Source organism: Rhodoferax sp. AJA081-3 (assembly GCF_017798165.1).
In the GTDB taxonomy this organism is placed as follows: Bacteria; Pseudomonadota; Gammaproteobacteria; order Burkholderiales; family Burkholderiaceae_C; genus Allorhodoferax.
Map to the genome: position 1 here is coordinate 4,725,554 of NZ_CP059068.1, position 13,832 is coordinate 4,739,385.

General features: G+C 62.7%; 15 protein-coding genes. 8 read left to right on the top strand and 7 right to left on the bottom strand.

Annotation, left to right across the window (positions count from 1 at the left end; all coding sequences use genetic code 11):
- The first annotated feature begins 148 nt into the window (after positions 1-148).
- The 3 genes from HZ993_RS22145 (at position 149) to HZ993_RS22155 (ending at position 3,947) form a co-directional block, all read left to right on the top strand.
- Positions 149-1,531, top strand: a complete 1,383-nt coding sequence (locus tag HZ993_RS22145) for a phosphomannomutase/phosphoglucomutase (protein WP_209394865.1) — start codon at positions 149-151, stop codon at positions 1,529-1,531.
- An 80-nt stretch (positions 1,532-1,611) separates the two neighbouring features.
- Positions 1,612-2,631, top strand: coding sequence for a lipopolysaccharide heptosyltransferase I (gene waaC, locus HZ993_RS22150; RefSeq protein WP_245213723.1), 1,020 nt, complete (start codon positions 1,612-1,614; stop codon positions 2,629-2,631).
- Positions 2,631-3,947: a 3-deoxy-D-manno-octulosonic acid transferase gene (locus HZ993_RS22155; protein ID WP_245214017.1), complete on the top strand. Its 1,317-nt coding sequence runs from the start codon at positions 2,631-2,633 to the stop codon at positions 3,945-3,947. Before waaC ends, HZ993_RS22155 begins: the two co-directional genes overlap by 1 nt.
- Before the next feature lie 79 nt (positions 3,948-4,026).
- Here the strand turns inward: HZ993_RS22155 and HZ993_RS22160 are convergent, their stop codons facing one another.
- Genes HZ993_RS22160 through HZ993_RS22175 form a run of 4 tightly spaced genes read right to left on the bottom strand, consistent with a single transcriptional unit; the run spans position 4,027 to position 7,177 of the window.
- The gene (locus tag HZ993_RS22160; protein WP_209394866.1) at positions 4,027-5,361 is read right to left on the bottom strand and encodes a TolC family outer membrane protein; all 1,335 of its coding nucleotides are present in this window, start codon (positions 5,359-5,361) and stop codon (positions 4,027-4,029) included.
- Positions 5,362-5,388: 27 nt separating this feature from the next.
- A complete protein-coding gene (locus HZ993_RS22165; RefSeq protein ID WP_209394867.1) occupies positions 5,389-5,730 on the bottom strand; it encodes a rhodanese-like domain-containing protein in 342 nt (113 codons plus the stop codon).
- Between the two features lie 19 nt (positions 5,731-5,749).
- Positions 5,750-6,427, bottom strand: a complete 678-nt coding sequence (locus HZ993_RS22170) for a protein-L-isoaspartate O-methyltransferase (RefSeq protein WP_209394868.1) — start codon at positions 6,425-6,427, stop codon at positions 5,750-5,752.
- A 42-nt stretch (positions 6,428-6,469) separates the two neighbouring features.
- The gene (locus tag HZ993_RS22175) at positions 6,470-7,177 is read right to left on the bottom strand and encodes a TetR/AcrR family transcriptional regulator (RefSeq protein ID WP_209394869.1); all 708 of its coding nucleotides are present in this window, start codon (positions 7,175-7,177) and stop codon (positions 6,470-6,472) included.
- A 203-nt stretch (positions 7,178-7,380) separates the two neighbouring features.
- Here HZ993_RS22175 and HZ993_RS22180 point away from each other — a divergent pair, with 203 nt between their 5' ends.
- Positions 7,381-7,998 (top strand): hemolysin III family protein, encoded by a 618-nt coding sequence (locus HZ993_RS22180; protein ID WP_209394870.1) that lies wholly within the window; start codon positions 7,381-7,383, stop codon positions 7,996-7,998.
- A gap of 16 nt (positions 7,999-8,014) precedes the next feature.
- Here the strand turns inward: HZ993_RS22180 and HZ993_RS22185 are convergent, their stop codons facing one another.
- Both HZ993_RS22185 and HZ993_RS22190 read right to left on the bottom strand, forming a co-directional pair.
- Entirely contained in the window at positions 8,015-9,751 is a 1,737-nt protein-coding gene (locus HZ993_RS22185) for a hypothetical protein (RefSeq protein ID WP_209394871.1), read from the bottom strand.
- A gap of 93 nt (positions 9,752-9,844) precedes the next feature.
- On the bottom strand, positions 9,845-10,165 hold the full coding sequence (locus tag HZ993_RS22190) for a hypothetical protein (protein ID WP_209394872.1): 321 nt from the start codon (positions 10,163-10,165) through the stop codon (positions 9,845-9,847).
- A 165-nt stretch (positions 10,166-10,330) separates the two neighbouring features.
- Here HZ993_RS22190 and HZ993_RS22195 point away from each other — a divergent pair, with 165 nt between their 5' ends.
- The gene (locus HZ993_RS22195) at positions 10,331-11,638 is read left to right on the top strand and encodes an acyl-CoA dehydrogenase family protein (RefSeq protein WP_209394873.1); all 1,308 of its coding nucleotides are present in this window, start codon (positions 10,331-10,333) and stop codon (positions 11,636-11,638) included.
- A gap of 23 nt (positions 11,639-11,661) precedes the next feature.
- Here the strand turns inward: HZ993_RS22195 and ytfE are convergent, their stop codons facing one another.
- Positions 11,662-12,399: an iron-sulfur cluster repair protein YtfE gene (gene ytfE, locus HZ993_RS22200; RefSeq protein WP_209394874.1), complete on the bottom strand. Its 738-nt coding sequence runs from the start codon at positions 12,397-12,399 to the stop codon at positions 11,662-11,664.
- A 96-nt stretch (positions 12,400-12,495) separates the two neighbouring features.
- Between ytfE and HZ993_RS22205 the strand changes: the two genes are divergently transcribed.
- Genes HZ993_RS22205 through msrA form a run of 3 tightly spaced genes read left to right on the top strand, consistent with a single transcriptional unit; the run spans position 12,496 to position 13,774 of the window.
- Positions 12,496-12,966 carry an Rrf2 family transcriptional regulator gene (locus HZ993_RS22205; RefSeq protein WP_209394875.1) on the top strand — a complete coding sequence of 157 codons (471 nt, stop codon included), beginning with the start codon at positions 12,496-12,498 and terminating at the stop codon, positions 12,964-12,966.
- On the top strand, positions 12,963-13,172 hold the full coding sequence (locus HZ993_RS22210; protein ID WP_209394876.1) for a DUF3079 domain-containing protein: 210 nt from the start codon (positions 12,963-12,965) through the stop codon (positions 13,170-13,172). The genes HZ993_RS22205 and HZ993_RS22210 overlap by 4 nt, the downstream gene beginning before the upstream one ends.
- A gap of 50 nt (positions 13,173-13,222) precedes the next feature.
- Entirely contained in the window at positions 13,223-13,774 is a 552-nt protein-coding gene (msrA, locus tag HZ993_RS22215; protein ID WP_209394877.1) for a peptide-methionine (S)-S-oxide reductase MsrA, read from the top strand.
- Positions 13,775-13,832: the final 58 nt, after the last annotated feature.

The window sequence follows — 13,832 nt, forward strand, 5'->3', positions numbered from 1 at the left end:
TTGGTTAGCTATTGTTTATATAGCAAAGTCGGAGCACTGCACTTTGCGGGGTTTCGTAGCGTCCGCACACCTACAATCCCCCGCTCAGGCAAGGCGCTAGCATTCCTCCCTTGCCAAAGACCACTCGCACAGGGAAAAGAACCGCACCATGAACCTCGCACCCAGCATCTTCAAAGCCTATGACATCCGCGGCATTGTGCCGACCACCATCAACGAAGACATCGCCCGCGGCCTGGGCCGGGCCTTTGGCACGGTGGCACTGGCTGAAGGGCAGACCACGGTGGCGGTGGGGCGTGATGGCCGTTTGAGCGGCCCTGGTTTGGCAAATGCGTTGATGGCCGGCCTGCAGGATGCCGGCATCACCGTCATCGACGTGGGCATGGTCACCACGCCCATGCTGTACTTCGCGGCCAGCACGCTGTGTGCCAGCGGCATCCAGGTCACCGGCAGCCACAACCCCAAGGACTACAACGGTTTCAAGATGGTGCTGGCAGGCCGCGCCATCTATGGCGACGACATCCAAAACCTGCGCAAGCTGATGGAGACCGAGACCTGGGTGCTCAAGGCCGGCGGTGCGCGGCAGACGGCTGATGTGCTGGAGGCCTATAGCAGCCGCATCGTCGGCGACATCAAGCTGGCCCGACCGATCAAGATCGTCGTCGACTGTGGCAATGGCGTGGCCGGTGCTTCCGCCCCAGCCATCCTGCGCGCGATTGGCTGCGAGGTGACCGAGCTGTTCAGCGAGGTCGATGGCACTTTCCCCAACCACCACCCGGACCCCAGCAAACCCGAAAATCTGAAAGACCTGATCGCCGCGCTCCAGGCGGGCGACGCCGAACTCGGTCTGGCCTTTGACGGTGATGGCGACCGCCTGGGCATCGTCACCAAGGACGGCACCAATATCTTCCCCGACCGCCAGATGATGCTGTTCGCCCGCGACGTGCTGAGCCGCGTGCCCGGCGGCAACATCGTCTACGACGTGAAGTGTTCGCAGCGCCTGGCGCCGGCCATCACCGCTGCGGGTGGCAAGCCGCTGATGTTCAAGACCGGCCATTCGCTGATCAAGGCCAAGATGCGCGAGATCGATTCGCCGCTGGGTGGCGAGATGAGCGGCCACATCTTCTTCAAGGAACGCTGGTACGGTTTTGACGACGGCACCTACGCCGGCGCCCGTCTGCTGGAGATTGTCAGCCGCGTGGCCGATGCGGGTGTGATGCTCAATGACCTGCCCACCAGCTTTTCGACGCCTGAACTCAACGTGCAGTGCAAAGAAGGCGAGCCCCACGCGCTGGTGAATCAACTGGTGGCGAAGGCATCGTTTGCTGCGCCGGCAACCATCAACACCATTGATGGCGTACGGGTGGACTGGCCCGATGGTTTTGGCCTGATCCGCGCGTCCAACACCACGCCGGTACTGGTGTTGCGCTTTGAGGGCCACACGCCCGAAGCACTGCACCGCATTCAGGACGACATGCTGCAACTGCTGCGCTCGGTCAAGCCCGACGCCAGTTTTGCCGAGGCCGCGCATTGACCGAACGCCGGGCGCCCGCGCAAGCTCTTCCACTGGGTGTCGACCCGCAGGGAGCGGGGGAGCCTGGGGGAAAGATACTTGTGGTCAAGTTGTCCTCGCTGGGCGACGTGGTGCATGCCATGCCGGCGGTACAGGACATGCGGCGTGCTTTCCCCAACGCGGAAATCGACTGGGTGGTGGAGCGGGCCTTTGCGCCCCTGGTGACGCGCTGTGAGGGTGTGCAAAAAGTCATACCCTGCGAACTGCGCAAATGGCGCAAGACACCCTTTGCGCAAAAGACACGGGCCGAATGGCGGGCTTTTAAACACCGCCTGCAGGCCGAACGCTACGACGCCGTGATTGACCTGCAGGGGCTGAGCAAATCCGCACTGGTGGCCTGGCTGGCACGCACCACACCAGACGGTCGGCGCATCGCCATGGCCAACCAGACCGAGGGCTCGGGTTACGAGGCGCCGACCCGCTGGGTGGCCGATGTGGCCATTCGCCTGGAGCCGCATGTGCATGCGGTAGATCGCGCGCGCCTGCTGTGTGCACAGGCGCTGGGCTATACGGTGGAAGGCCCGGCGCACTTTGGTTTGAAGCCGGGTGAACACGTGGCCCTGCCGTGGGACCCGACTGGCGGCCCCGGTAATTCTTTTGTGCCACGCAAGGCCTGTGTGGCCCTGGTGCATGGCACGTCGCGCGCGGACAAACAATGGCCCGTAGCCTCCTGGGTTGAACTGGGCCAGCGCCTGAACCACAGCGGTTTTGCCGTCGCCCTGCCGCATGGCAATGCCGTCGAAAAAGCCACCAGCGACGCAATTGCTGCCGAGCTAGACGACGCCTGGGTCTGGCCGACCCTGGGGCTGGACGCATTGACCGACACCATGGCGCAATGTGCCGGTGTCATCGGCGTAGACAGTGGCCTGAGCCATATCGCCGTGGCGCTGGGTCTGCCCCATGTGCAGATCTACAACTTTGACACCGCCTGGCGCACCGGCCCCCCCGCTGCCGAGCCCAAGGCCTCGCCCCAGGTCAGCGTCTACGCCAGTCCCTGCCCCGATGTAGGCGCCGTCTGGCAGGCCTGGGACAGCCTGGACACGCCCGTGTTGTGCCGCTAGTGATGCTGGTGCGTGCCCTGTACTCCCTGTTGATGTGGCTGCTGCAACCGGTCGTGCGCGCCAAGCTGCGCCGCCGCGCGGTGCAGGAGCCTGCGTATGGCCAGCACGTCGAAGAGCGTTTTGGTGTGTACCCGGCACTGGTAACCCCGCTGGCTGAGGGGCAGTATTTTGTGTGGGTGCACGCCGTGTCGCTGGGTGAAACCCGGGCCGCTGCAGAGCTGATCACCGCGCTGCGTACGGCCTTGCCCGGCATGCGCCTGCTGTTGACCCACGGCACGTCCACGGGCCGTGTGCAGGGGCAGACGCTGCTGCAGGCGGGCGATGTGCAGGTCTGGCAGCCGTGGGACACCCCAGCAGCCGCCAAACGCTTTCTGGACCATTTCAAGCCCCTTGTGGGCCTGTTGGTAGAGACCGAGGTCTGGCCGAATATGGTGGCCGCCTGCCAGGCACGCCATGTGCCGTTGTGCCTGGTCAATGCCCGCATGAGTGAGAAGTCACTCAAACAGTCCTTGCGCCTGGCCTGGTTGGCGCGCCCCGCCTACGCCGGCCTGCGCGCCGTATGGGCGCAGGCCGCGCCCGACGCCGCACGGCTGGCCGCGCTGGGTGCGCCGGTGCAGGGTGTGCTGGGCAATTTCAAGTTTGACGCCGTGCCCGACGCCGCGCAGTTGGCCCAAGGCCAGGCCTGGCGCCGTGCGCAGGTCCAGCCGGTGCTGGTGTTTGCCAATACGCGGGATGGTGAAGAGAGCCTTTTTCTCCAAGTCCTTAAGAGAAATCGGCCTGTAGCCCCCGTCGTTAATGATAGTGTTGCTACTAAACATATAGCAAATCAGAAAGTGCAGTGGATGCTGGTTCCCCGCCATCCGCAGCGTTTTGACGCCATTGCGGCTTTGTGTGAGGCCGAGGGGTTCACCGTGTCGCGCCGCAGCCAGTGGACCGATGGGCCAGAGCCCGCCGACATCTGGCTGGGCGACTCCATGGGTGAAATGGCGCTGTACTACGCGTTATCGGATGTCGCCCTGCTGGGCGGCAGCTTTGCGCCACTGGGCGGGCACAACCTGATTGAGGCTACGGCCTGTGGCTGCCCGGTGGTCATGGGGCCACACACCTTCAACTTTGCACAGGCGGCCGAGCTGGCGGTGGAGGCAGGTGCGGCGTTTGCCAGGCCCGATATGGCCCGCGCAGTAGCCAAGGCACTGGCCTTGGTGCAATCCACACCCGATTTGCACCAAGCCCAGGCCGCCGGCCGCGCGCTGGGCCAGGAACACGGTGGCGCCGCACAGCGCACCGCGCTGGCCGTGCAGCAGTTATTGGGCTAAGCCGCAGCGCCGGGCCGCCCCAGGCAAGGCTTCACCCCCTCGGGGGGCAGCGCAGTACGCGTAGCGACAAGCGTGGGGGCTATTGGGCCAATTGGTTATTGATGGCTTGCAGGTCGTCGGCCGTCAGCGTGCCACTGGCCTGGCGCAGCTTGAGCCCACCCACCAGCACGTCGTAACGGGCCTTGGCCAGCTTGGCCTTGGTGTCAAACAGCTGGCTTTGGGCATTCAGCACATCGATGTTGATACGCACACCCACCTGGTAGCCCAGTTGGTTGGCTTCCAGCGCGCTTTGGCTGGAGGCTTCGGCGGCCTGCAGAGCCTGCACCTGGGCCTGGCCGGACAACATGCCGAAGTAAGCCGTGCGTGTGGCTTGGGCCACGCTGCGTTTGGCGTTGTCCAGGTCGGCACGGGCTTTTTCTTCTAGCGCCAGGGTTTCCTTGATGCGGTTTTGTGTCGAGAAGCCGGCAAACAGGGGCAGATTGAAGTTGAGCCCCACGGTGGCGACGTTGACGCGGCTGTCGGCAGGCGATCCGGACGAGCCATTGTTGTTGACGGCCGTATAGCTGCCCACCAGGTCGAGGGTCGGCTTGTGGCCGGCCTGGGCCTTCTGGGTTTCCAGGCGGGCCACTTCCAGGCCCACATCGGCGAGCTGGATGGCGGGGTGTTTGGCTTGTGACTGGTCCACCCACTGGTTGACATCTGCCGGCACCACGGGGGCCAGCACCACGGGGGCCTTCAGCGGTTTGGGTTGGGCGTTTTGCTGGCCCACCAGCTGTTTCAGAGCCAGGGACTTGACCAGCAAGTCGTTTTCGGCAGCCAGCTCCTGTGCCGTCACCAGGTCAAAACGCGCCTGGGCTTCACGGGAGTCGGTGATGGTGGAGGTACCCACTTCAAAATTGCGTTTGGCAGAAGCCAGTTGTTCACCGACCGCAGTTTTCTGACTTTTGACAAAGGCGAGGTTGTCGGTGGATGCCAGCACATCAAAATAGGCCTGGCTGACCCGCACGATCAGGTCCTGGTCGGCCTGTTCCCACTGGGCTTTGGCCTGGTCTAAAGACTTTTTGCCCTGGGCGTAGGTTGCCCAATTGGCGGGGCGGTACAGCGGCTGGGACGCACTGACGGTAGCCGTCTGGGTGGCGTAGTTGCGTGCCGGGGTGGGTTGCACTTCCTGGTTGGTGCTCGTGCCCGATATGGCCAGACCGGCTGCGGGCAGGATGGCGGCTTTGGCCTGCTCTGCCTTGGCCTGGGTCGCGTCCAATTGCGACTTGGCGGCCTGGTAGGTCGCGTCATACCCCTTTGCGGCGTTGTACAGGTCCACCAGGCTCTGAGCTTGTGCGCTCAGTGGCAGGGCGCTGCCCAGGGCCAGCATCAAAGGGATCAGGCGAAATTTGGGTGCGAAAACGGATAGGGACATAGTGGTGGTTCTCAGGCTCTCAAAAAATCAATAGCGGGCAATGCTGGGGTCGAGCTCGTCAGACCAGGCATGTATGCCCCCTGCGATATTGACCACATGCTCAAACCCATGGCTGTGCAAAAAGTTGGCCACCTGCTGGCTGCGCGCACCGTGGTGGCACAGGCAGGCGATGGGCTGTTGCGGGTCCAGCTCGGCCAGCCGCGGCGGGATGGTTCCCATGGGAATGGCCCGCAGCGTGAATCCGTCCGCCGTGACGCTGGCGGTTTGCAGCTCATGGGGCTCGCGCACGTCCAGCACCATGGGTTCGCCATGGGCGCGTGCATCGCGCAGCCACTGGGCCAGATCTTTGGGGCGGACTTGCGCAATCATGTGGTGAGGGCCTTGGGGCTTAGAGCTTGAAACGCGAGGGCTCGGGGAAATTGAGCAAACGGGGGGCCAACGTGTCCCATCCCGTGACGGTGCTGAAGGTGGAGTCGCCGGTGCGGGTGACAACGGTAGCGCGCATGATGGGCTCTTCACCCACGATGGCGCCCAGGCGGCCGCCCACCTTGAGCAGGCCAAGCAGGTTGTGGGGCACCTCGGTCACCGAACCGCTCATCACGATCACGTCAAAGCTGCCATCCACGGCGCCCATTTTTGCGCCATCGGCCTGGCGCACTTCCACGTTTTGAATGCCGGCGTTGCGCAGATTGGTGCGCGCCAGCGCGGCCAGATCGGCATTGATTTCAACGGAGATGACACGCTGGGCCATGCTGGCCAGCAAGGCCGCCATGTAACCAGAGCCAGCGCCGATTTCGAGCACGGTGTCGGTGGGGCGTACCGCCAAGTCTTGCAGCATCCGGGCGTCCAGGCGGGGGGGCAGCATGCACTGGCCTTTTGCCAGGGCTTCTTCGCCCGATCCCATCAGTGGGATTTCCAGATCGGCAAAGGCCAGGCCCTTGTGTGCGGCGGGTACAAAATCTTCACGCTTGACGGTGGACAGCAGCCCCAGCACGGCCGAATTTGACACATGCCAGGGGCGAATCTGCTGCTCGATCATGTTGAAGCGGGCTTGTTCGATGTTCATGTTGTGGTTCTCCAGGGCGTAGGTTGGCGGGTTGCGGCAATTTTACTTGGCGCAAGCCGCTGCCTGGACGGGCGGCGCATCGGCCGCGGTGCGGGTGCTGAGGCCGTAGAGGATGGTTTCAACCTGCACGGCCATGTACTGTTCGGGATCAATCTGCATACCCGCTTCATGGCAGGCACCCCAACAGTTTTTCCAGGTGGCTAGGAACAGCATGGGGGCCAGCACGGTGTACACACCGTACTTCTCGTCGATGGCGCGGAACTCGCCCCGGTCCACACCCCGCTGCAATATCCGTTGCAACAGTTCGTGGCCGGGTTGTATGACCTCGGCGTTGTAAAAGGCGGCCAGTTCCGGGAAGTTGCCGGCCTCGCTCATCATCAGTTTGATGATGCCCGCGGCCTTGGTGGCACCAATGTGTTCCCACCAGGCCTTGACGCAGTAACGCAGCATGTCGGCACTGCTGCCCTGGTAGTTGTTGAACTCTTCGTTCCATACGCCAAAGCGCCCGGAGATGTTCTCGCGCACCACGGCCTTGAACAATTCTTCTTTGCTGGAGAAATACAGGAACAGCGTGCCCTTGGATACCCCTGCACGCTTGGCCACTTCTTCTGCACGGGTGCCGACAAAACCCTTCTCCACAAACAGGTCCAGCGCCGCGGCCAGCAGTTCGCCCGGGCGCGCGTCCTTGCGCCGCTCGCGCTTGGCGCGTACGGTGGCAACGATCTGTTCAATGGGGCAGGATGAAGACATGGAGTTACTGACTGATTGGTTATTAGTGTACCGTAAGGCCCACGGCGGGTCAAGGCCGAGGCGACAGACGACAAGATGCGTGCGATGAAAGCACGAAAACGCGTGACAGACGAAAATACAGCACACATGATGCCAAAAATAATCTGCACTGACCCGCCAAGCCCGCTGATGATGTCCCTGCTGTTCATACCGGGCTGACCGCGATGTACCACGGCGAACGATTCAACAGCATCAGCCACCTGGTGGGTGCCAGCCTGGCCGTGGCGGGCGCCGCCCTGCTGGTCACCATGGCGGCCCAGCAGGGCGACCCCTGGAAGATCATCAGTTTCAGCATCTACGGCACCATGCTGGTGACCCTGTACGTGTTCAGCACCCTGTACCACAGCGTGCGCGGGCGCGCCAAGGCGGTGCTGCAAAAGTGTGACCACTGCTCCATCTATTTGTTAATTGCAGGCAGCTACACGCCGTTTGCGCTGGTGTCGCTGCGCGGGGTCTTGGGCTGGTCCCTGCTGGGTGGCATTTGGGCGTTGGCCCTGGTGGGTATCGTCCAGGAAATCTGGTTTGCCAAGGGTGCGCGGGTGTTGTCGCTGGTCATCTATTTGTTAATGGGTTGGCTGGCCCTGGTGGCCGTGGTGCCGCTGTGGACGGCGCTGACACCCAGCGGTTTTATGTGGCTGGCCGCGGGCGGTGTGTTCTACACCGCGGGCATTTACTTCTATGTGGCCGACAGCCGCATACGCCACGGGCATGGCCTATGGCACCTGTTTGTGCTGGGTGGCAGCATCTGTCACTTCTATACCGTGCTGGCCTACGTGGCTTGAAGCCCCGTACAGCGGTTTATCGGCCGTCGCCCTCGCGCAGGCGCTGTTCAGACAGCAGGTGTAAATACACTTCCAGATTGGTATAACCCGGCATGCCCAGCAAGGGCATGGCAAGCTGCGTGCCGTTGTGGTCCTGCACCTGGGGGTTCAGGCCGTTGGCGGTCTCCCAGGTGTCGGGCATGCCGTCGCCATCGCTGTCCAGCGGCACTGCGGGGGGCTGGGCACCGTTGGCCCAGGGCAGGGCACTGCCATCACCCGCGGGGTTCACGCTGCGCGATGCCAACGTAATCTCGCGCCGCTCCACAGCCTGCATCAGGCGTTTGTCCATGGGGTCGCGGGGAAATGCCCCCGCTGTCAACACACCCAGGGCCGGCAAATCGGCCGCACGGGCATAACCCATGCCAGGGAAGTCGTGCCGCTGTGCCACGGCGTAGACCGGTGCTGTGTTGCTGCGGGGCGTGTCGGGGTAGTCGTTGCAGCAGTACATCAAGCCGTAGTCGCTGTACTGGGGATACAGGTTCATCTGGTTGCCGCTGAACCAGGTGGTGGTGCGGGGCTGCGCGCCCTGCGGAGTGGCCAGGTGCACCATGCCAAAACGCATGGGCTCAGGCTGCGCAGCGTTGCGGCCAAAAGCGTAGTTGTGTGCAAAGTTCAAGCGGTAATAAATGGGCTGGCCGCTGTCGGAGGCCGATACCGTGGTGTTGTTGATGTCCACAAAGTAGCCCATGTCCCAGTACAGGTTGTTGGATAACTCCACGTCCATCACCGTATTGGCCGCGGCGGCGCTCTCGCGAGAGAACTCGGGGTAGCGACCCAAAATGCGGTTGAACACATTGTTGTGAAGGGCCAGACGCGTCAACTCATAACCCTGTGCGGGATTGCTGTAGTTGATCAGCACGCCCCCACGGTCTGCATGGTCGCCAACAGTCTCGGCAATGATGGTGTTTTGCACCGTGATGTCCTGGGCATAGGAAATCTCCACGGCTTCGTCGGTTGCACCACCAATGGAGACATGGTCGACGATGGCGCGGCGTGTGTAGCGCAGGCGCAGGCCGTCATCGTGCCGCGCGTCGGGCCGCAAGCGCACATGCCGCAGTATCCAGTTGTCGGCCTTGCGGGAGGTGGCGGCACAATCAATCTGCTGGTCGCAGAACGGCTCCTCGGTGGTGTGCAATTGCCGCAGGGTGATGCCACCGGGTGAGGTTTGCCCCGCAATGGTGACATCGCCGCGCGTCAGGTGGACGGCCGCATCAATCAGGCCGCTGACGGCAAACACCACGGTGCGCGGGCCTACCTCGTCCAGCGCGGCCTGTAACGAGCCGGGGCCATTGGCATTGAGGTTGGTCACGGTGATGACCCGCCCGCCACGTCCACCCGTGGCCTGCGCCCCAAAGCTGGCCGCACCCGGAAACGCGACGGTCGCGGCCTCGTAACTGGCGCCTGCGCCCAGCACATCAAACTGCAGCCCTTCCACACGCACCCCGGAATAGGCCCGGCCCTGGTACACCACATTGGGCAGGTGCAGCACGGCCGTGGCTTCGTCAAAATTGAAGGTGTTGGCCCGCGCATCGCCCAGCAAAACCACGGGCATGGCTCGCACGTTGATGCGTACATCGCGGTAGCGCACCGTCTTGCCCACCAATCCAATGTCGGTGATGAACAATTCGCCATTGCTCGCGTTGTACGACGCACTACCCGCAATCAACGGGGTGGTGCACAGGGCGGCGGTGGCCAATGCAAGTAGACGCAGCATGGGAGTCTCCTGGTGGCGCCCCGGAAGACCCTGGGCGTCGCGGTCAGGATAACGCGACTATGCGCAAACGGAGCACGACGGCGTGCGGAAATCCTACTTTTTAGGCGCAGCGGGTGGTCCGCTGGGCGCATCCTTGGGTCTGCAGGCCAGGGGCCGACCCTCGGGTGCAAAACAACTGCCTTTGACCGCGCCGCGGGGTGATGTAAAGCTGCATTCTTGTCCGCTCTTCAGGGCTTTGCAGGCGTCCAGCGCCTCCTGGGGTGGGCCGCGGTGTTGTGGTGGCTGTTGTTGTTGCTGCTGTCCGCTTTTTGCGGGCGGGGCGCCCGACGGCTGGGCCCATACCAGGCTGGACACAAACGCCAGCGTGCAGAACAGGCTGGTGCGTACTACGGATAGGTTTGCAAATGGATGCAAGGCGTGGCTCCTGGTAGGTGGCCAGCACCTGCTGACCGATGACCGCATTGTGGGCTGCAAATGTGGAGAAATCATGGATGCCCCGTGAGCACTATTTTGCAGCGCACTGCGCGGTGCTGTCACCTGTGTTGTGACTGGCTTGCACGCCCCATACACAATGGCGCCATGGACTTTGCACACTCTCCTCGCGCGCAAGACCTGCGCCTCCGGCTGGAAACCTTTATGCAGCGTTTTGTGCTGCCCTACAACGCGGCCTGGCACCGCAGTGTGCAAGAGGGTGTCTACCCCCCGCCTTTTCTGGAGGACCTCAAGGCTTTGGCGCGTGACGAAGGATTGTGGAACCTCTTCCTGCCCACACTGGCCGACGACGAACCTGGCACGCGGCTGTCCAATCTGGACTACGCGCCGCTGGCCGAAGTGATGGGGCGTTTGCACTGGGCGGCCGAGGTCTTCAATTGCAGCGCGCCCGACACCGGCAACATGGAACTGCTGCACCGTTTTGCCAACGCCGCACAACGTACGCAGTGGTTGTTGCCTTTGCTGGATGGGCGCATGCGTTCGGCCTTTGCCATGAGTGAGCCCGATGTGGCCTCTTCAGACCCCACCAATTTGCAGACCACGGTGCGCCGGGACGGGGATCAACTGGTGCTGAATGGCCGCAAATGGTTTATCACCGGTGTGGCACACCCGCAGTGCAAACTGTTGATCGTGATGTGCCGAAATGCGATGGGCGCGGGCATGGAAGCCGATGGCCAGCCCAATGCCAGCGCACACCACCAGCACAGCATGGTGCTGGTACCGCTGGATACACCCGGTGTGCAGGTGCTGCGCAATATTTCCGTGGTGCACCACCAGTCACCCGAAGGGCACTGTGAAATTGTCCTGCGTGATGTGCACGTTCCCACCGACTACTTGCTGGGCGAATGGGGCGCCGGTTTTGCGATGGCCCAGGCGCGCCTGGGGCCTGGGCGTGTGCACCACTGCATGCGCTCGATAGGCCAGTGTGAGCTGGCGCTGGAACTGGCCACCGAACGCACGCTGGAGCGCCAGGCCTTTGGCAAGTATTTGTCGGACTACTCCAATGTGCAGGAGTGGATTGCCGAATCACGTATCGAGATCGACCAGGCACGCCTGCTGGTGTTGCAGGCCGCGTGGATGCTGGACCAGGAAGGCGCGGATGCCGGCCGCGTGCGGGCCCAGGTGGCCGCTATCAAGGTGGTGGCGGCACGCCTGCAATCACGCGTGGTGGACCGTGCCATGCAGGTGTTTGGTGCGATGGGTCTGTCGCCCGATACGCCCTTGGCCTACTTTTGGACCTGGGGTCGCGCGCTGCACCTGATGGACGGGCCGGACGAGGTGCACCTGCGCACGGTGGCCCGGCATGAACTCGCCCAGGGTCGGGCACGTGCTGGCAGCACCGCGGCCTACTTCACCACGCCGGAGCAGTTGCTCGCCTTGCCACGGATACGGTGATGTGTGCCGGGGGGCGCAAAAGCCTAGCTGCAAGCACAGCCGGTAGAACCACAACCGGCATCGGCCACCTGGGGTGTTTCAAACTGGGCAAACAACACATTGTTCTCCAGGTGGATGTGGTTGATCAGGTCCTCATTGAGCTGCGCAATACCGGCGTAGAGAGCGCGCCAGGTGTTGCACGCACCAGCGGGTGGTGTGGCGTCGTGGCAGAGCTGCATCAGCTTGTCCAACTGGGCGCCATGGTCCACGTGTTCTGAACGCATCATGGCAATGGGCTGGCCCACAAAGGGACTTCCACCGGATTTGAGCGCGGGGAATAGAACGGTCTCTTCCTTCAGCATGTGGGCGTTTAATTCCTCTTCCATGTTCTCCAGGTGTTCGGCCAGGCCCACGGGGACATCCGGGTTGTCGCGGTGCACCGCCTGGACCCGGCGCGCCATGCGAATGAGTTCGGGCAACTGGTTGCGGTGCACATCGTGGTAGCGGGTCAGTATGTGGTCGATCAGCGCTGCGGGGTCGGCTACGGCAGGCAATGCCTGGGGGCGCTGCAAGCTGCGCAGTTCGGTCATCACCGCTTCAACATCCAGGCCTTTGTCCTGGGTGGCTTGTTGCAGGCTGATCTGCCCGCCGCAACAGAAGTCCAGCTTCAGGCGGCGGAAGATGGCTGTTGCGCCGGGTAGCTGGACCGCGATTTGCCCAATGGACTGGTCGGCGGTGAGTGCCAGGGTTTGGGGGGTGGTGGTTTCCAGACGTGCATTCATGGCTTGTTTCCTTTTAAAGATTCACATTGAATGAATCTATTGTATCCAATAACATTCATTTAAAATGATTCAAATCAAGAAGCCCCGGAAAACCCCATGCGCCTGACCCAATGGACCGACTACACACTGCGTGTGCTGATGTACTGCGCCGCCTACCAGGAGCGCGCGCAACCGGTCACCATCACCGAGATTGCGGACAGCCACGCCATTTCCCGCAGCCACCTGACCAAGATTGTTCAGCAGCTCGGGGTCTGGGGCTTGCTGGAGACCACCCGCGGACGGGGCGGTGGCATACGCCTGCTGAAAGACGCCAAGGACATCAACATCGGCGATGTGGTGCGCCTGACCGAAACCGACTTCAACATGGTGGAGTGTTTTGATCCGCTGCAAAACCAATGTGGCCTGAGCCAGCGCTGCAAGCTCAAGGGCCTGCTGCACCAGGCCACCGCCAGTTATCTGGCCGTGCTGGACGGCATGTCACTGCAAGACCTGTTGGCGCCTATGGCGAGCGCTGTTCAGATGCCAAAGTCCCGCAAACCCATTCCCATACCCGGTGTGCCCGCGTGAAGAAGAAATTTCCCATCCATCCCGCCAATCCCCAGCGGCTGTGCTGGGGGTGCGACAGGTTGTGTGCGGCAAACGACATGTTGTGTGGCAATGGCTCGGACCGCACCCCGCATCCGGTAGAGCTTTTTGGTGAGGATTGGATGGACTGGAAGCCTGGTAGTGTGGACAAACCACTGCCACAGGCTATCGCAGCCGCAGACGCGTAAGATTTGCCTCTTGTGCCCGACCAATGGGCTTTGCAAACGGAGAGACTCCCATGACAGCTTCACACAGCGGCCTTCAAACCATCACCCTGGGCGGCGGCTGCTTCTGGTGCACCGAGGCGGTGTACGTACAGGTCAAGGGTGTGGTGGATGTGGAGTCCGGCTACAGCAACGGCCATGTGCGCCAACCCAGCTACGAAGACGTGTGCACCGGCAGCACCGGCCACAATGAAGTGGTCAAGCTGGTCTACGACCCTGCGCAGATCAGCACACGTGAGGTGCTGGAGATCTTCTTTGTGATCCACGACCCCACCACGCTGAACCGCCAGGGCAATGACACGGGCACCCAATACCGCAGCGGCATTTATTTCTCCACACCCGAACAGCAGGCCGTGGCCCTGGACGTGATTGCCGAGATGCAGGGCAGCGGCACCTACAGCCGCCCCATCGTGACCGAGGTGGTGGCGCTGGACAACTACTGGCCCGCCGAAGACTACCACCAGGACTTCTTTGCCCGCAACCCGCACCAGGGTTACTGCATGGCGGTGGCCGCACCCAAGGTGGCCAAGTTCCGCAAGACCTTTGCGCGCTTGCAGAAGCCCTGAGCACACAGGTAAGATGGGCCGCGTGGCCCATGCCTTGGCCATCTACGCTGCGGGAGGT